We start from the raw sequence: 17506 nt of genomic DNA, 5'->3' as shown, positions 1-17506 counted from the left end.
GAATCAATTTTTATACCGTTCGATGAGATAGCAGTCGACCATGCATCCAATACATTTTTCAGATAGAAGCAATAAAAGAAAGGAGAAAGTGGAAGGAAGCGGACAATCAAACTCGCTCCCCTTTTTTATGTTGCAGAGGGGGTTACATTCGCATTCCGCCATCAACTTCGAACACTCGTCCGGTCACGAATTCGTTGGTTAACACGTATTTTATGGTCGATGAAATTTCATCCGCCAAACCTAAACGTCCAACCGGAATCATTCCGATTAAACGTTCCATCGCTTCAGGTTTTATTTGGTCTGTCATGGCAGTTTTGATGACACCCGGAGCAATCGCCACTGAGCGAATTCCGAAACGCCCTAACTCTTTCGCCCACACCGTTGCCATGGTGGCTACCGCCGCTTTAGATGCTGAATAGTTGGTTTGACCAATATTCCCGGCACGCGCAACGCTGGATATGTTGATCAGAACCCCTTTGCTATCGGTGTTCAGCATTACCTTGCTCGCTTCACGGCCACACAGGAAAGTGCCTGTTACATTCACATCTAGAACAGACTGAAATTGTTCCAGCGACATCGTGTTAACCTGACCATCTTTGACTTTAATGAACATACCATCACGCATAATACCTGCGTTATTGATAACGCCGTTGAGCTGCTTGAAATCTACCTCAATTTGCTCAAAAGCAGTGCACACCTGCTGTTCGTCAGTCACGTTCGTCACATAAAAGCGAGCGGTAACGCCGAGAGATTCACATTCCGCTTTCGTTTCAGCCAGTTGCTCTGAATTGAGGTCGATAAGCGCAAGATGAACGCCATTTTCCGCCAGTGACAGTGCCATTTGTTTACCCAGCCCCTGACCAGCCCCCGTGATCGCAATAACCTTATTTGCTAGATCCATACGCACTCCTTAGGCCTGATTTTGCTTTTGGTAGAACTCAAACAAGCTTGAGAAATCTTTATGCCCGTTGCCCTGACCGTTGTGAAAATTAAACAGGTTACGAGCCAAGCTACCCATTGGCGTCGATGTTTGACTGGCAACTGCCGCTTCCATCGCAAGACCCAGATCTTTAGCCATTAACTGGCTCATAAAGCCGCCTTGATAACCATTGCTTGCAGGCGTATTTTCCATCACACCTGGACAAGGGTTATAAAGCTCTAGCGCCCAGTTACGTCCTGAACTTTGCAACATGATGTCGGAAAGCACTTTGGGATCGAGTCCGTTTTCCATCCCTAAATTGAGTGCTTCACAGGTGCCGCTCATCAAAATGCCCAACATCATGTTATTGCAGATCTTCGCCACCTGACCAGCTCCAGCATCGCCCGCATGGAAGATGTTTTTACCCATGTGGCTAAGCACCGCTTTGGCTTGAACAAAGTTCTCTTGTGAGCCGCCAACAATGAAAGTTAACGTACCTGCTGCTGCGCCCGCAACGCCACCAGATACTGGTGCATCAACAAAACTGATACCAAGTTGCGATGCTTTTTCGCCAACCAAACGAGCAGTCGCAGGATCGATGGTGGATGAATCAATCAGCAAGGTGCCTGATTCGACGCTATCTAATATGCCATCTTGACCAAGATAAACGCTTTGAACGTGTTGGCTCGCTGGCAGCATAGTGACAACCACGTCAACACCTTGTACTGCCTGCTGAACGGAATCGGCACTTGAAGCGCCCAATGCGGTCAACTCCTCAACTGCGCTTGGGTTCAAATCAAATACTTCGACGTTCAAGCCCGCTTTAAGTAGATTCTTAGCCATAGGCGCACCCATGTTACCAAGGCCAATAAATGCAATTTTGTCCATATCGTATTTCTTCCTTGTACTAAAGTGCCGCTATAGCTACCGACGATGCGGTCAGTGGGTATTCTGCTGAGTCAATTGGCGAGAAGAAGCGCTCCAAAACTTGTGGCGTTACGTCAGAAACCGTGCGATGTTGCCAAGTCGGTTGATTGGTTTTATCAATAATCAGCGCACGAACCCCTTCTCTAAAATCACCTTCTAAGCCACAACGTAGTGTTAGGTTAAATTCCATATCAAAACACGCTTTCAAAGAGAGGTTTTGATACTGCGTTAACTGCTGATAAGTGATACTGAGCGACAACGGACTGCCATAGTTCAGTGACTTCTGCGCATTGACGAACCACTTGTTATCAACGTTAGCACGGCTGATTGCATCAACAATTGACGCTAAGTCACCCGAACATAACTGCTCAATCAATTCCGCATAGGGCATCAACATCCCTTCGGTTGGCTCGTCCACGTGTACCGAACGCAGCGTAGTGGCGATTTTTTCGTTGATGTTCGCTTCACCTTTCCAACTTACCGATGCAAGCAGATCCAGCAGCACTTGCTTGTTTTCTGGCTGTGCAATCCATTGGCTTAACCCCAACGCTTTCATATCTGTTGCGTTAATTTGGCAAGCCGTCAAACTTAAGAACACTGCCAAATGTTTTGGCAACTGGTTCAGGAAGTACGTCGCGCCTACATCTGGGTAAAGGCCAATTTTAATCTCTGGCATTGCAAAGCGTGTGGTGGTTTCTGCTACGCGATGGCTGGCACCCATAAACAGGCCAACTCCCCCGCCCATCAAATAACCATGTCCCCACGCGATGATCGGTTTTGGATAAGTATGAATAAGATGGTCACAGCGATATTCGAGGTCAAAGAAGGTTTCCATGGCTGAAAACGCAGAATCAAAGTCTTGCTCTTTGTTTTCAAGTGCACGGTAGATCGCTTGAATATCACCACCAGCACAAAACGCTTTTTCACCTTGAGCATGCAAGAATACCGCGACGACGCTGTCGTCCGTTTGCCATTCATTAAGCTGTTTGTACAACTTCTCAATCATCACGTAACTCAACGCGTTGAGAGCTGCTGGGTTATCAAGCTCTAGCACACCAATAACAGAGCCATCTGCGCACTCAAGTTTTGAAACATTTACTGTACCTGTCATTTGGCCTCCGCTAGCTGTTTGTCCATTGTGGCTTGCGCTTTTGCAAAAACGCATTCACACCCTCAGTCTGATCTTGTGTATTGAACAGCTGTAAAAACAGTTCACGCTCCAAAACCAATCCAGCTGCATGAGTTTGGCTGCGTCGACCTTGAATGAGCGTTTTGCACGCAGACACAGATTTCGGTGATTGACCTGCAACACGCTGTGCTAGCTCCATAGCCGCTTCGAGTGCTTGACCTTTCGCCACCACCTCTTCGACTAACCCAATTTTTTCCGCTCGCTCGGCCGTCACACGCTCGCCACACAGGATCATACGCTTCGCCCAACCTTCACCTACCAACGCGGTCAGGTTTTGCGTCCCACCCGCACACGGCAACAAACCTACCGATGCTTCAGGAAGTGCCATTTGTACTTGTTCTTCTGCGATACGAATGTCACACGCCATCGCCACTTCCAGACCGCCGCCCATCGCATAGCCATTAATCGCTGCGATAGAAACCCCATCGAATGCAGAAAGCGCTTCAAACGCTTCACCAAATGCGAACGCCATGTTTGCTGCTTGTGATTTATCACCCGATGCAAAGTTATTAAGATCTGCTCCAGCAGAAAAGAATTTCTCGCCTTCGCCTGTTAAAACCAACGCATAAATAGAGCGATCATTACTAAGTTCAATTGCCAACTCTTTTAGCTGATTCAAAGACTCAAGCGTCCAAGTGTTCGCTGGCGGATTACTAATCGTGAGCTTGGCAATATGCGCTTCGCGCTCTAATTTGATTTGTGCCGTCATAATCTTTCAGTCCTTTTTAATTTCTTTAGGTAAGGCTGTGTCTCGCTGACTAAAGCAGCTCAACGCCTTCCGTTAGTAATCGTCTTGCGACGATCAGACGCATGATTTCGTTGGTACCTTCAAGAATTTGGTGAACACGAACGTCTCGGAAATGGCGCTCGACTGGATATTCTTTTATGTAACCATAGCCACCGTGAATTTGCAGCGCCTGATCGCAGACTTTAAAGCCCACATCAGTAGCAAAGCGTTTTGCCATGGCACAGTACGCACTTTTTTCTGCGTGCTGGGCATCGAGTTTAGCGGCAGCGAGTCGCACCATTTGACGCGCAGCGACCAGCTCAGTCGCCATATCAGCAAGCTTGAACTGCAACGCTTGAAATTGCGCCAGTGAACGGCCGAACTGTTTGCGTTCGTTCATATATTGCTTGGCTTCGTTCAGTGCTTGTTGCGCAGTACCGACGGAACAAGTGGCGATATTGATTCGGCCGCCATCCAGACCAAGCATGGCGAACTTAAAGCCTTCTCCCTCTTCACCCAACAGATAGTCAGCCGGAATACGAACATTTTCGAAGGTAATCATGCGAGTTGGCTGGCAGTTCCAACCCATTTTGGCTTCTTTTTTACCGTAGCTAATGCCTTCGCAATCAGCAGGAACAACGAATGCAGAAACGCCACTCGCTCCTTCACCACACGAACGCGCCATCACGACTAATACATCTGTATCACCGGCACCCGAGATAAACACTTTTGCGCCATTGAGAACAAACTCATCGCCATCACGCACTGCGCTAGTCGTTAGAGAAGCGGCGTCAGAGCCGGCATTAGGTTCGGTTAAACAGTAGGAAGCGAGCTTTTCACCCGAAATTAGATCCGCGCTAAATTGCTGCGCCACTTCGGCTTTGGCAAAGCTGGTGATCATCCACGTCGCCATGTTGTGAATGGTCATAAACGCAGTAGTCGCGGTACAACCCATAGCCAACTGCTCGAAAATGATCGCCGCATCCAAACGAGATAACCCCAAGCCACCGTGCTCTGGTGGCGTGTAGATACTCAAAAAGCCCAGCTCACCCGCCTGACGCAGTACATCTTTAGGGAAGTGATGGTTTTCATCCCACTCGGCCGCGTGCGGCGCTAACATTTGGTCTGCAAACTGCTTTGCTACTTCGGCAAACGCGAGTTGATCTTCGTTTAATTCAAAATCCATCTTGAAGTCCTAAGGTCTAATTCGTTGCATTTGTATCCGAGCCAAGCCCTCTAAAAGGATGAAGGGCTTGGCTAGAGGTGTCGCTAATCCAGTAATTAGCTAAGTTGAATAGTCATGTTTGGACCGCTTGGAATGTCATCTTCAAACCAACGCGCGGTGACAGTTTTCGTCTCGGTGTAGAAGCGAACCGCTTGTTTACCGTAAGCATGCAGGTCGCCGTAGAAGCTGCCTTTCCACCCAGTAAACGAAAAGAACGGCAATGGCACCGGAATCGGTACGTTGATTCCTACGTTACCTACTTCGATATTGTGTTGATACTTTCTCGCGGCAGCGCCGTTCGCCGTGAAAATAGACGTACCATTACCAAAGCGGTTTGCATTGATCAGTTCAATCGCTTCATCTAGGTCATCCACTTCCATAGTTAACAGTACAGGCCCGAAAATTTCTTCCTGATAAATCGACATGTCTGTGGTCACGTTGGTAAACAGTGTTGGCCCCACCCAGTTACCGTTCGGGAAGCCAGGTACTTGGCAGTCTGTCCCGTCCAGAACACAATTCGCGCCTGACGCTTTGCCTTCATTAATCAGATTCACCACTCGCTGCTTCGCTTGAGGGCTAATCAGTGGACCATAACCGGCGGTTTCATCATCCCACGCGCCAGGCTGAACCTGAGCTAACGCCTCTTTAAGCTCTGGCATCCATTCTTTGGTTTCGCCGACAAATACGGCAACCGAAATCGCCATACAGCGTTGGCCTGCAGCACCAACTGACGCGCCAACTAGGTTATTGATGACTTGCTGTTTGTTTGCATCCGGCATGATGACCATGTGGTTCTTAGCACCTGCAAATGACTGCACGCGTTTCAGGTTGTCTGTACCTGTTTTGTAGATGTACTCACCAACGGGCACAGAGCCAACAAAAGAGATCGCACGAACAACTGGATCAGTCAGAATGCGGTCGACTTGCTCTTTGGTCCCGTGAACAACTTGCAATACACCTTTTGGTGCACCAGCTTGTTCAAATAGCTCTGCCAATTTCATTGCAGTCAGCGGAACTTGTTCCGAAGGTTTTAGAATAAAGGTGTTGCCACAAGCGATCGCCATCGGGAACATCCACAATGGGATCATCGCAGGGAAGTTAAAGGGTGTGATGCCAGCACAAACACCGAGCGGTTGAATGTAAGAGTAACCATCAATATTGGTCGCGACGTTTTCCACCGTTTCGCCCATCATTGAGCTACAAATGTTCGCCGCTTGTTCTACGACTTCAATCCCACGCCAAATGTCACCCTTTGCATCCGCGAGGGTTTTGCCTGTCTCACTTGAAAGCAGTATCGCCAACTCATCGTGTTGCTCTTTTAGCAGATGTTGGTAACGCAACATCAATCTAGCACGCTCCGGCGCTGCAACTTCTTTCCAGCGTTTGAACGTTTCTGTTGCGCTGGCAATCGCCGCATTCATTTCCGATTCCGTGGCACAAGGTACTTGTGCAATCACTTCGTTGGTTGCCGGGTTGGTTACATCTAGCCATTGTTTTGAATCGGAGATGGCAAATTCACCACCGATATACTGCTTTACTTGTTCTGTCATGATGACATCCTTGTATTTTTCAGCTTGTTACTGACTACTGTTATGTAAGTGAAACTTTGTTGAGAGTGATTTAGCAGATTTCAATCGCGATAGCGGTAGCCTCGCCACCACCAATACAAAGCGATGCAACGCCACGCTTACCACCAGTTTGTTTTAGCGCATGAATCAAAGTGACAAGGATTCGATTGCCACTTGCGCCTATTGGATGCCCCAGCGCACAAGCCCCTCCGCGCGGGTTCACTTTGCTCTCGTCCAGTTCGAGTGCTTTCACCGCGTATTGAGTCACGACAGCAAAAGCTTCATTGATTTCCCAAAGGTCCACGTCCGATTTTTCCCAGCCCGTTTTTTCCAGCAGCGATTCAATCGCGAAGACTGGTGCGATGGTGAACTCATCAGGCTGTCTTGCATGCGTGCTGTACGCGACAATTTTGGCTAGAGGTTGAAGGTTTTCCTGACGACCAAACTCACTATCGACTAAGATCATTGCCGACGCACCATCCGAAATGGAACTAGAGTTTGCTGCGGTTACGCCGCCATCTTTGGCAAACGCAGGGCGTAAGGTAGGAATTTTAGTGACGTCGAGTTTGCTCGGTTGCTCATCATCTACAACCAAGGTTTCGCCGCGCCGACTTTTTACGTTAACAGGCACGATCTCTTCTTTGAACAAGCCTTGTTCGATTGCTTGCTGCGCACGAGTCACCGACTGCTGCGCCCAGGCATCCATACTTTCACGGCTAAACTGATACTTTTGCGCCGTCTGTTCTGCAAAGACACCCATCAGCTCGCCTTGGTAGGCATCCTGCAAACCGTCATAAAACATGTGATCAAGCACTTGCTCGTGACCTAAACGGAAACCATCACGCGCTTTCTTTAATAGATAAGGAGAAGACGACATGTTTTCCATGCCACCAGCGATGACAGCATGCGCATTACCAGATTGAATAAGGTCATATGCCAGCATGACGGTTTTCATACCCGATCCACAAACTTTGTTCAGTGTCGTACAACCAATCGATTGTGGCATTTCAGCTTTAAGACTTGCTTGTCTTGCAGGCGCTTGCCCCACACCGGCGGGTAAAACGCATCCCATCAACACTTCGTCTATTTTGTGCACATCGAGTTGGCTTTCGGCTAGCGCCCCTTGAATGGCTTTCGCACCAAGTTCCGTGACATCTGTTGAAGCTAATGCACCTTGAAAAGAGCCGATAGGCGTTCGCTTAGCGGCAACAATCCATGTTTCATTTTTCATTCCATTAACCTTTTGTTGACGTTTACGTCATAACTATACTAACATTTACGTTAACGTCAAGTTTGAGGTTATTGTTTGTTCGAGTGATTCTTTGATTTCGAGTAAATGCGAGTGATATCAAGGCTCAAGAGTGGATGTTGTTTGTTTACTTTAACGTTAACGAATTGTATATTCATGTAAATGTTATACGAAAGTCGTAAGGTTAAGGAATGAACACATTTAAGATCAGCGAGCTCGCGAAAGAGTTCGACATTACTACTCGAAGCATTCGCTTCTACGAAGATTTAGGTCTCCTAACTCCAGAACGTAAAGGCAACACTCGAATCTACAATGGTCGTGATCGAATTCGACTGAAACTGATTTTGCGAGGTAAGCGATTGGGCTTTTCTCTTGCAGATATCAAAGAGTTATTTGAACTCTACGATACCGATCAAAGTACTGAGCAGTTGAACTATATGATTCGGTTGATCGAAGAGAAGAAGGCAGCATTGCAACAGCAAGCAAACGACATTCAAGCGGTAATGATGGAGTTAAATGCTGCGCAGTTGCGATGCCAAAACACACTGAGATCCATGAAAGGCGAAAAAGTCACCTAACACCTCAACTCTGGGATGTAGGTGACGTAAAGGCAAGGACACGCAATGAAATCTACCTACTCTTCCCTGAACTTTGTTTATGACGAAAATACCGATTTGCTTCGCGAGCAAATCAATAGTTTTGCTGCAAGAGAAATTGCGCCGCTAGCGCAATCTATCGACCAAACTAACGACTTTCCAAACCATCTTTGGTCCAAATTAGGTGACATGGGTCTTTTAGGTGTGACCACCAGCGAAGAGTTTGGTGGTGCAGGCATGGGCTATCTCGCCCACGTTATCGCTATGGAAGAAATCAGCCGAGCATCCGCTTCGGTTGCGTTAAGTTACGGCGCTCACTCCAACCTTTGCGTCAACCAAATCCACCGTAACGGTACACAAGCGCAAAAAGAGAAATACCTACCTAAACTCATCTCCGGTGAACATATCGGCGCCCTTGCAATGAGTGAACCCGGCGCCGGCTCTGATGTGGTCTCTATGCAGCTTAAAGCCGAACGTAAAGGCGATATTTTCCTGCTAAACGGCAACAAAATGTGGATCACCAACGGCCCTGATGCACACACCTATGTTGTCTACGCAAAAACCGACCCAAGCCAGCACTCCAAAGGCATCACGGCGTTTATTGTGGAACGCGGATTCCCTGGATTTACTCAAGCACAAAAACTCGACAAGTTGGGCATGCGCGGCTCGAATACGTGTGAGCTGGTCTTCCAAAACTGCGAAGTCCCTGCGGAGAATATTCTCGGCGAAGAAAACCAAGGCGTGAAAGTATTGATGAGCGGCCTCGACTACGAACGTGTGGTGCTTGCAGGCGGCCCACTTGGCATCATGCAGGCGTGTATGGATATCGTTGTGCCTTACATTCACGACCGTAAACAGTTCGGTAAATCCATCGGTGAATTCCAGCTAGTTCAAGCAAAAATCGCGGATATGTACACACAAATGAATGCCGCTAAAGCGTATGTTTACGCCGTCGCTGCCGCTTGTGATCGCGGTGAAACCACACGTAAAGATTCTGCTGGCGCGATCCTCTACGGCGCAGAGCTGGCAACCAAGATGGCACTGGATGCGATTCAACTACTTGGCGGTAACGGCTACATCAACGAGTTTGATACGGGCCGTTTGTTGCGAGATGCCAAGCTGTATGAAATCGGTGCGGGCACGTCAGAAATTCGCCGCATGCTTATTGGTCGCGAATTGTTTAACGAAAGCGCCTAATCATCATACCTAGGCGGTTCGAACTCGAAACAACTTCCTTATTCAATCTAAATCTTATTCAACCTAAATAAAGACGGGTGGTGACACCCGTCTACCGAATGGAGATCGGCTATTTATGGCTTGTTTGACGACCAATATTAATACCCATTCAGAGCAGTATCAGGAAAACTACCGCTCTATGGCGTCACTTGTAGATCAACTTTATACCGTGACTGCGCAAATCGAAGATGGTGGCGGTGAGAAAGCCCGCGAGCATCAGCAGAAGAAAGGCAAACTTCCGGTACGTGAGCGCATTCTTGCCCTACTCGACCCTGGTTCGTCCTTTCTAGAAATTGGTCAATTTGCTGGCTGGGATGTGTATCCAGATTACGTTCCATGTGCTGGAGTGGTTGCCGGTGTGGGTGTAATTGACGGCACCGAGTGTATGATCGTTGCCAACGACGTGACGGTAAAAGGCGGCAGTTACTACCCACTCACCGTGAAAAAGCACTTAAGAGCACAAGAAATTGCAGAAAAATGCCAACTGCCGTGTGTTTACTTAGTCGACTCTGGCGGCGCTAACCTACCCCGCCAAGATGAGGTATTCCCAGATAAAGACCATTTTGGCCGTATTTTCTACAACCAAGCCCGTATGTCGGCCAAAGGCATTCCACAAATTGCGGTGGTGATGGGGCTGTGTACCGCTGGCGGTGCTTATGTTCCTGCCATGTGCGATGTTTCCATCATTGTAAAAGAACAAGGCACGATCTTCTTAGCGGGCCCTCCTCTGGTAAAAGCAGCAACAGGCGAAGAAGTCAGTGCGGAAGATCTTGGCGGCGCAGACGTTCACTGCCGTACATCTGGTGTGGCGGACTATTACGCAGAAAACGACCACCATGCATTAGAGCTGGCAAGACAAGCGGTTTCACAAATCAACCACTTGAAACCCGTCCAACTCAAGCAAAAAACGCCACAGGAACCACGCTTTCCTGCGCGAGAGCTGTACGGCATCGTCGGAACCGATCTTAAAAAGCCGTTTGATGTAAAAGAAGTGATTGCCAGAATTGTTGATGATTCACAATTTGATGAATTTAAAGCCTTGTTCGGTGAAACCTTAGTCTGTGGCTTTGCCCATATTCACGGTATGCCGATTGGCATTGTCGCTAACAACGGCATTCTATTTTCAGAATCCGCACAAAAAGGCGCGCATTTTATTGAGCTGTGCGCACAGCGCAAAATTCCTCTGCTTTTCTTGCAGAACATCACTGGCTTTATGGTCGGTCAGAAGTACGAAGCCGAAGGCATCGCCAAACATGGCGCGAAAATGGTAACTGCTGTTGCGTGTGCAGACGTGCCGAAGTTTACCGTAGTGATTGGTGGATCGTATGGCGCAGGAAACTACGGCATGTGTGGCCGCGCTTATGATCCAACCATGATGTGGATGTGGCCAAACGCGCGCATCTCCGTCATGGGTGGAGAGCAAGCGGCTAGCGTGATGGCGCAAGTGACCCGCGATATCAAAACTCGCAAAGGTGAAAGCTGGAGCGTAGAGGAAGAAGAAGCGTTCAAACGTCCAATTGCGGAGCAATATCAGACTCAAAGCCATGCATACTACGCCAGTGCTCGTTTGTGGGACGACGGCATTATTGATCCCGCCAAAACCCGTGATGTTGTCGGCATTGCTCTGTCTGCTGCGCTTAATGCGCCAATAGCAGACAGTAAATTTGGCATCTTCCGCATGTAGTCGGATGCAAGGCAAGCCTTAACTCCTCGCGAATACCGATGTTTATACAAGTAACGGTTAGCGAGTATTGGAATACAGACTGAAATGTCAGACAAAGGAAGTCACATGACCGGACTACTGCTCGAAAAAGACAACAATGGCGTTGCTTGGTTGAGCCTCAATCGACCAGAGAAACACAACGCGTTTAATGATGAATTAATTGCTTCACTTATCGAAATCTTGGAAAAACTTGATAGAGACGACTCTCTACGTGCATTGGTACTAACGGCGCAAGGTAAACACTTTTCTGCGGGTGCGGATCTTGGCTGGATGCAGTCAATGGCCACCAAAACCGAGGGTGAAAACCTGCAAGATGCACAGCAACTAGCAAAACTTTTGCATACGCTGGATACCTTTAGCACACCGACTATTGCTATGGTGCATGGCGCTGCATTTGGCGGCGCACTTGGGCTTATCTGCTGTTGCGATATCGCTATCGGTACACCTGAAAGTCGCTTCTGTTTGAGTGAAGTGAAGCTCGGTTTGTTACCCGCCACCATCGGACCTTACGTAATCCGAGCGATTGGACAAAGACAGAGCCGACGCTACTTTTTAACCGCGGAACTGATTGATGCCGAAACCGCGCTATCGATGAGTATTCTTCATCAGATAGACGCTCAACCACGTGAAGCCGTCAATCGCACCATTGATCACCTGCTCAACAACGGTCCACAAGCCATGCAGGCAGCAAAAACGCTCTGCTTACGTTGTGACAATCAACCTATCGAGCATTCATTAATTGAATACACCAGCCAAGCTATTGCAACCGCCCGCGTGTCCGCAGAAGGACAAGAAGGACTGAGTGCATTTTTTGAAAAGCGCGCCGCCAATTGGAGGAATCATGTTTAAAAGAATACTGATCGCAAACCGCGGTGAAATTGCCTGCCGAATCATTAAAACCGCAAAAAGCATGGCTATAGAGACGGTTGCCGTCTATTCCGAAGCGGATCGCAGCAGCTTACATGTTAAACAAGCGGATTTCGCTGAATGCATTGGCCCCGCTCCGGCGAGTGAATCGTATCTCGATATCGATGCGATTATCGGCGCTGCGAAAAAATGGCAGGCCGATGCTATCCACCCTGGGTATGGTTTTCTTTCCGAGAACCCGAAACTGGCGAAAGCGTGCAGCGAAAATGGCATTGTTTTTATTGGCCCTTCCACCAGCGCAATTGAAGCAATGGGTTCGAAGTCGCAAGCCAAAGCCATCATGTCTGAGGCGAACGTGCCCTTGGTTCCCGGCTATCACGGCACAGACAACAGCGTAGAGCACTTATTAGCGGAAGCTGAAAAAATCGGTTACCCAGTGATGCTTAAAGCAACACAAGGTGGCGGCGGCAAAGGCATGCGAGTGGTCAACAGCGCAGCCGAAATGCCGCTGGCTATCGACGGAGCGCAGCGTGAAGCACTGTCAAGCTTTGGCGATAAGCAGCTTCTAATCGAAAAATGCATATTGCAGCCTCGCCACGTGGAAGTTCAGGTATTCGCTGACCAGCGTGGCAACTGTGTCTATCTTTCTGATCGCGATTGTTCCATTCAGCGTCGTCACCAAAAAGTAGTCGAAGAAGCACCAGCTCCCGGTCTTAGTGATGAACTGCGTAAACAAATGGGTGAAGCTGCGGTTCAGGCCGCTCAAGCGATCGACTATGTTGGCGCTGGCACGGTGGAGTTCTTACTCGATAGCCGAGGTCAATTCTACTTCATGGAGATGAATACCCGTCTGCAAGTTGAACACCCTGTCACTGAATTGATCACCAGCGTTGATTTGGTGGAGTGGCAATTCAAAGTTGCAGCTGGCGAGCATTTACCTATTTCGCAATCGGAAATCACCCACAACGGTCATTCAATTGAGCTGCGAATTTACGCAGAAGATACAGACAATGACTTTATGCCGTCGACTGGCCGCATTGATTACTTAAAAGAACCCGTATCAGACAGTAGTGCGCGCCTAGCGTGCGTACGCGTTGATAGTGGTGTTACCCAAGGCGATAGCATCAGCGAATATTACGATCCAATGATCAGCAAGCTGATCGTCTGGGGGCAAACTCGTGATATCGCTCTAAAGCAGCTTAAGCAGGCGTTAACTCAATATCACGTACGTGGCGTAACGACAAACATTGGTTATCTGCACAGCATTATTTCGCAGCCAGCCTTTGCAGAGATTGAGCTTGATACAGGTTTCCTCGTCACACATCAACAAGGCATAAATGAGCAGCAAGACGTGTCGGATTCAATCTGGCTTACATTGGCGGCGGTTGCTCGCTGGAATGATCTGATTTCAAAATCAGACAGCTCAACGTTACCCGCGCCAACCAAACGAGGTTTTAGACTGTCGGTTGACAACGTTTACCGATTTAACTTCGCGGATGCCAATACCAATCATCAAGTACGTTTGCATCATTCGTCTCAAGAGTATTCGTCTCAGCAATCATGCACTCAACATTCCGAGTCCTTCACTATCGAATGTGGCGAAGAACGACATCAGGTGACACTGATTGAAAGTGACAACCAGTTTATCGTCGATATTGATAATGTGCGTTACACCTTTAATGCACTTAGCAACGAACAAAAGACAACACTATTTTATCTTGGTCAGCAGCGCACGTTCGCTCATCAACCTAACTTTGACTCTGCAAAAGATGTAGATGATGAACTAAGTCCAACCGCACCACTCAACGGCATAATTTCAGCAGTTATGGTGGCTAAAGGTGACGAAGTGGCGGCGGGCGATCCGCTTTTGGTACTCGAAGCAATGAAAATGGAATACACCATCACGGCTCCGGTAGCAGCAAAAGTCGACGAATTGTTTTATCAGCACGGGGACCAAGTACAGCACGGTTCCATCCTGCTGAATTTGTCTTTGATATCGGATAACGTCAGTGAAGATAAGGAGCGCGAATATGCTACCAGCGAAGGTTAATATCGTCGAAGTCGGCGCTCGTGATGGTCTGCAAAATGAAACGGCAGTGACGCTGGTTGATAAAATCCGTTTGATTAACCAACTAAGCAGCAGTGGCTTAAAGCATATTGAGGCTGGATCTTTCGTCTCTCCAAGGTGGGTGCCTCAAATGGCCGATTCCGATCAGGTGTTTGCTGGTATCTCAAAAAAGCCTGAAGTGGTTTATAGCGCGCTCACACCAAATCTCGCAGGGTTAGAACGTGCGCTGGAAAGCGGTGTAAAGCGAATTGCGGTGTTTGGCTCCGCTTCAGAAACGTTCAGCCAGAAGAACATCAACTGCAGCATTACCGAAAGTCTCGCTCGATTTGAACCCGTTATCGAATTGGCGAACCAGCACAACATTCCTGTACGCGGGTACTTGTCTTGTACCATGGTGTGTCCATATGAGGGAGTAATCAAGCCAGAGCAAACTACCAAGGTCGCCAATACGTTGTTTGATATGGGATGTTATGAGATTTCGCTCGGTGATACTGTCGGTAAAGCAACGCCTAATCGCGTTATCGCCATGCTGGATTCGTTGTTAACGCTACTGCCAAAAGACGCGCTCGCAGTACATTTTCATGACACTTATGGACAAGCATTAGCCAATATCTACCAAGCCTTGTTAATGGGCATCAACACCATTGATAGCGCAGTAGCGGGGCTCGGCGGCTGCCCTTACGCGAAAGGAGCCAGTGGCAATGTTGCAACGGAAGATGTACTTTATCTGTGTGATCAACTTGGGATTGAAACAGGCGTTGACCTTGGCGTCATCAATGAAGCGGGTTGGCAAATTTGCCGTGCGTTAGGAAAGTCTCCTGCTTCTAGGGTCGCATTAGCTCTGGGCGATCCGTATAGCTTGTAAATCATCAACAACCAATCAGGTAATGTATTTCAACGGGCATGCAGACGTACGTGCCCGTTTTTTGTTGTTACTCATAAAAACCTTAACGCTCAACGGTCTTCATCACATTAATTAGTATCTGATTTCAGCTACAATTTAGTTTCAAACCGAACATATAAAACAGGATCAGGTAAATGCTCATAACATTTCGTTGTCGAAGCCACTCAAACGTCACAATGTTTGGTGATATTGCATTAGATATGCTCAAAATGATGGGTCACAGCGGCACGGTGCCGGGATCAATTTCCGCTCAAGATGTTCCTGACGCGCTATCAAAATTAACTTCTGCTCTATCTGCGAAAAATGCAGCTGAAGAAAACCTCCCTACTGATGTAGACGAAGAGGAAGAACAAGCAGAGCCCTCGGTAAGCCTAGGACGCAGAGCGTTTCCACTGATTGAGTTGCTAAAATCAGCAATCAAAGAAGAATGCGAAGTCATGTGGGACAACCAATAACGCCTTCAAACTGGTTTCTAGCGAGGTGAATCCGTGTTGTGACCGCCTCGCTATGGTTACTCGACACCAAGATAAGAACACCAATACCGCTTATCGCCCTATCCGTTTCTCTCCCTAAACAACTTGATTTGCCCATCAATGTGCACATCTCGTTGTGGAAACGCGATTTCAATGCCGTGCTTTTCGAAAGCTTCGTAGATTTCAAAACGCATGGCACTTGCGACCGAGCGAATACCGCCCTCAACCGTTGAGTTAATCCAAAAATAAGATTCGAAGATCAAAGCATTGTCACCAAAGTCTTGAAAAAACACATCTGGCGCTGGCGAACTCAGAACTTGCGCTTGCTGCGAAGTCACTTCCGCCATTAAGGCGGCAACCTGTTTGACATCGCTCCCATACGCGACGCCGACGACGACCGAGCCACGAACTAATCTGTCGCATAACGTCCAGTTGATCACCACGTTCTCAATCAATTGACTGTTGGGAATGAGCATGTGAACGCCATCGGTTCGCCTGATTCGCGTTGAACGTGTATTTATTTGCTCGACAGTGCCTTTGGCGCCCTCAACCTCTAAAAAGTCCCCAATTCGGATTGGCTTTTCACCAATCAAAATCCAGCCACTTATGAAGTTGTTAATGATGTTTTGCGCACCAAAACCGAAGCCGATAGCGATGGCACCAGACAGAAAGGCAAACGCGGTAATTGGCACATTGATCATCGAAAGTGTGGTCATAAAAATAATGGCGAGAGCGATGACAAATAATATCCGTTTAACCAAATGAATAACGTTTGGATCTTTCCCCGATGAGGACATTCTTGACGTAACGGTTTTGATTAAAATTTTGGACAACCATAAAGCGACAATCACCCATGTCGGCACCATCAATATCGCCCACAACGTGATAGGTTGTTCGTTAAAGGTAAACAGCGTTGTTTCTAAAAATGAAATGACCCGTTCGAACATAAAGTGCTCACTCTTGATTCATCGTTGCCAGCAAGCCAGAGCGCCTAAGTCTTAAATTTTTAGGTCAATCGATAGCGCAAGCGGCTCAACTAAGTTCTTCTTATTAACTATATTGTAATCTACGTAAAACGCTTCGAGTGGTTTCCCACTTTGGCTTCAACCGATTAAGCCATTTAGGGAGCACGTCTTTGTGAACTAAACGAGCCAATCAACCAACTGGATACGCAAGGCAAATCAGTGATAACTTTCTGATTTTTAAGCATCAAATTTTCACTTCGAATCACTCTCACTTATTATGCACCTTATTGCGAATAACATTGATGGAATGATTGTTATGTCAGAACTGACTCGGATGCGCTCTGGAGAAACCTATAATTGTCTGGATGAAGAACTAAAGCTAATGCGCGCCAAAACCGCGCAGCTTGTCTTCCAATTTAACCACGAGCCAAACCCAGATATACGTAGACAACTATTGGCAGAAATGGACGTCCAATTAGAAAACAGCGCCTGTATAGAGCCACCGCTTCAACTTACCTACGGTTGTCACTTGTCCATCGGAGAAAACACCTACATCAACTGGGATGCCATTATTCTGGACAATGGGCAGGTTGAGGTTGGCGCGAACGTCATGATTGGGCCTAGAGTGCAAATTTGCACAGCCGCTCATTCACTCGATACACAAAGACGCTTATCCGGAGACGAGATCGCCAAACCGGTAAAAATCGGCAATAACGTTTGGATTGGTGGGGGCGCTATCATACTGCCAGGAGTGACCATTGGCGATGAGGCCGTCGTTGGCGCTGGCTCTGTCGTAACCAAAGACGTTGCGCCGGGCGATCGAGTCGTTGGAAATCCGGCGCGCTCCATTAAACCCAAAAACTGAAGAAA

The 17506-nt window shown here is 47.8% G+C and carries 16 protein-coding genes; 8 read left to right on the top strand and 8 right to left on the bottom strand.

Translation table 11 applies throughout. The features are described 5' to 3' along the window. Nucleotides 1–142: 142 nt before the first annotated feature. From R7Q46_RS18940 to R7Q46_RS18910, 7 genes are all read right to left on the bottom strand, one after another. A complete protein-coding gene (locus tag R7Q46_RS18940; RefSeq protein ID WP_151515661.1) occupies nt 143–901 on the bottom strand; it encodes an SDR family oxidoreductase in 759 nt (252 codons plus the stop codon). 9 nt (nt 902–910) lie between these two features. Then, nucleotides 911–1807 (bottom strand): 3-hydroxyisobutyrate dehydrogenase, encoded by an 897-nt coding sequence (gene mmsB, locus R7Q46_RS18935; protein WP_213871377.1) that lies wholly within the window; start codon nt 1805–1807, stop codon nt 911–913. 19 nt (nt 1808–1826) lie between these two features. Further along, a complete protein-coding gene (locus R7Q46_RS18930; protein ID WP_213871378.1) occupies nt 1827–2957 on the bottom strand; it encodes an enoyl-CoA hydratase/isomerase family protein in 1131 nt (376 codons plus the stop codon). A gap of 10 nt (nt 2958–2967) precedes the next feature. Next, nucleotides 2968–3744, bottom strand: a complete 777-nt coding sequence (locus R7Q46_RS18925; protein ID WP_017633670.1) for an enoyl-CoA hydratase — start codon at nt 3742–3744, stop codon at nt 2968–2970. Nucleotides 3745–3793: 49 nt separating this feature from the next. Beyond that, nucleotides 3794–4948: an acyl-CoA dehydrogenase family protein gene (locus R7Q46_RS18920; RefSeq protein WP_006741037.1), complete on the bottom strand. Its 1155-nt coding sequence runs from the start codon at nt 4946–4948 to the stop codon at nt 3794–3796. 95 nt (nt 4949–5043) lie between these two features. Continuing rightward, nucleotides 5044–6537, bottom strand: coding sequence for a CoA-acylating methylmalonate-semialdehyde dehydrogenase (locus R7Q46_RS18915; RefSeq protein WP_318077705.1), 1494 nt, complete (start codon nt 6535–6537; stop codon nt 5044–5046). 70 nt (nt 6538–6607) lie between these two features. After that, on the bottom strand, nt 6608–7786 hold the full coding sequence (locus R7Q46_RS18910; protein WP_149192084.1) for a thiolase family protein: 1179 nt from the start codon (nt 7784–7786) through the stop codon (nt 6608–6610). Nucleotides 7787–7995: 209 nt separating this feature from the next. Between R7Q46_RS18910 and R7Q46_RS18905 the strand changes: the two genes are divergently transcribed. From R7Q46_RS18905 to R7Q46_RS18875, 7 genes are all read left to right on the top strand, one after another. Continuing rightward, complete coding sequence (locus R7Q46_RS18905; RefSeq protein WP_005373242.1) at nt 7996–8382, top strand: MerR family transcriptional regulator; 387 nt, start codon at nt 7996–7998, stop codon at nt 8380–8382. Nucleotides 8383–8427: 45 nt separating this feature from the next. Beyond that, the gene (locus tag R7Q46_RS18900; RefSeq protein ID WP_042523583.1) at nt 8428–9597 is read left to right on the top strand and encodes an isovaleryl-CoA dehydrogenase; all 1170 of its coding nucleotides are present in this window, start codon (nt 8428–8430) and stop codon (nt 9595–9597) included. 115 nt (nt 9598–9712) lie between these two features. After that, nucleotides 9713–11320 carry a carboxyl transferase domain-containing protein gene (locus R7Q46_RS18895; protein ID WP_318077703.1) on the top strand — a complete coding sequence of 536 codons (1608 nt, stop codon included), beginning with the start codon at nt 9713–9715 and terminating at the stop codon, nt 11318–11320. Between the two features lie 105 nt (nt 11321–11425). Next, complete coding sequence (locus tag R7Q46_RS18890) at nt 11426–12208, top strand: enoyl-CoA hydratase-related protein (protein WP_169628738.1); 783 nt, start codon at nt 11426–11428, stop codon at nt 12206–12208. Continuing rightward, on the top strand, nt 12201–14276 hold the full coding sequence (locus R7Q46_RS18885) for an acetyl/propionyl/methylcrotonyl-CoA carboxylase subunit alpha (RefSeq protein WP_213871379.1): 2076 nt from the start codon (nt 12201–12203) through the stop codon (nt 14274–14276). Before R7Q46_RS18890 ends, R7Q46_RS18885 begins: the two co-directional genes overlap by 8 nt. After that, on the top strand, nt 14257–15159 hold the full coding sequence (locus tag R7Q46_RS18880; protein ID WP_213871380.1) for a hydroxymethylglutaryl-CoA lyase: 903 nt from the start codon (nt 14257–14259) through the stop codon (nt 15157–15159). The genes R7Q46_RS18885 and R7Q46_RS18880 overlap by 20 nt, the downstream gene beginning before the upstream one ends. A gap of 173 nt (nt 15160–15332) precedes the next feature. Then, on the top strand, nt 15333–15653 hold the full coding sequence (locus tag R7Q46_RS18875) for a DUF1840 domain-containing protein (protein ID WP_085569099.1): 321 nt from the start codon (nt 15333–15335) through the stop codon (nt 15651–15653). Nucleotides 15654–15751: 98 nt separating this feature from the next. On the opposite strand, the gene R7Q46_RS18870 is transcribed toward R7Q46_RS18875, so the two are convergent. Further along, entirely contained in the window at nt 15752–16618 is an 867-nt protein-coding gene (locus R7Q46_RS18870; protein ID WP_318077701.1) for a mechanosensitive ion channel family protein, read from the bottom strand. A 334-nt stretch (nt 16619–16952) separates the two neighbouring features. Between R7Q46_RS18870 and R7Q46_RS18865 the strand changes: the two genes are divergently transcribed. Continuing rightward, a complete protein-coding gene (locus tag R7Q46_RS18865; RefSeq protein WP_213871381.1) occupies nt 16953–17501 on the top strand; it encodes a sugar O-acetyltransferase in 549 nt (182 codons plus the stop codon). Nucleotides 17502–17506 lie beyond the last annotated feature (5 nt).

The organism is Vibrio sp. 811 (assembly GCF_033339195.1).
Note: the sequence above shows the minus strand (reverse complement) of the source record. Positions and strands in the feature narration are given on the sequence as shown.

What these genes read in the sequence shown, in the direction of transcription:
- R7Q46_RS18940 (WP_151515661.1), bottom strand. Translation starts at nt 901, where the DNA reads ATGGATCTAGCAAATAAGGTTATTGCGATCACGGGGGCTGGTCAGGGG.
- mmsB (WP_213871377.1), bottom strand. Translation starts at nt 1,807, where the DNA reads ATGGACAAAATTGCATTTATTGGCCTTGGTAACATGGGTGCGCCTATG.
- R7Q46_RS18930 (WP_213871378.1), bottom strand. Translation starts at nt 2,957, where the DNA reads ATGACAGGTACAGTAAATGTTTCAAAACTTGAGTGCGCAGATGGCTCT.
- R7Q46_RS18925 (WP_017633670.1), bottom strand. Translation starts at nt 3,744, where the DNA reads ATGACGGCACAAATCAAATTAGAGCGCGAAGCGCATATTGCCAAGCTC.
- R7Q46_RS18920 (WP_006741037.1), bottom strand. Translation starts at nt 4,948, where the DNA reads ATGGATTTTGAATTAAACGAAGATCAACTCGCGTTTGCCGAAGTAGCA.
- R7Q46_RS18915 (WP_318077705.1), bottom strand. Translation starts at nt 6,537, where the DNA reads ATGACAGAACAAGTAAAGCAGTATATCGGTGGTGAATTTGCCATCTCC.
- R7Q46_RS18910 (WP_149192084.1), bottom strand. Translation starts at nt 7,786, where the DNA reads ATGAAAAATGAAACATGGATTGTTGCCGCTAAGCGAACGCCTATCGGC.
- R7Q46_RS18905 (WP_005373242.1), top strand. Translation starts at nt 7,996, where the DNA reads ATGAACACATTTAAGATCAGCGAGCTCGCGAAAGAGTTCGACATTACT.
- R7Q46_RS18900 (WP_042523583.1), top strand. Translation starts at nt 8,428, where the DNA reads ATGAAATCTACCTACTCTTCCCTGAACTTTGTTTATGACGAAAATACC.
- R7Q46_RS18895 (WP_318077703.1), top strand. Translation starts at nt 9,713, where the DNA reads ATGGCTTGTTTGACGACCAATATTAATACCCATTCAGAGCAGTATCAG.
- R7Q46_RS18890 (WP_169628738.1), top strand. Translation starts at nt 11,426, where the DNA reads ATGACCGGACTACTGCTCGAAAAAGACAACAATGGCGTTGCTTGGTTG.
- R7Q46_RS18885 (WP_213871379.1), top strand. Translation starts at nt 12,201, where the DNA reads ATGTTTAAAAGAATACTGATCGCAAACCGCGGTGAAATTGCCTGCCGA.
- R7Q46_RS18880 (WP_213871380.1), top strand. Translation starts at nt 14,257, where the DNA reads ATGCTACCAGCGAAGGTTAATATCGTCGAAGTCGGCGCTCGTGATGGT.
- R7Q46_RS18875 (WP_085569099.1), top strand. Translation starts at nt 15,333, where the DNA reads ATGCTCATAACATTTCGTTGTCGAAGCCACTCAAACGTCACAATGTTT.
- R7Q46_RS18870 (WP_318077701.1), bottom strand. Translation starts at nt 16,618, where the DNA reads ATGTTCGAACGGGTCATTTCATTTTTAGAAACAACGCTGTTTACCTTT.
- R7Q46_RS18865 (WP_213871381.1), top strand. Translation starts at nt 16,953, where the DNA reads ATGTCAGAACTGACTCGGATGCGCTCTGGAGAAACCTATAATTGTCTG.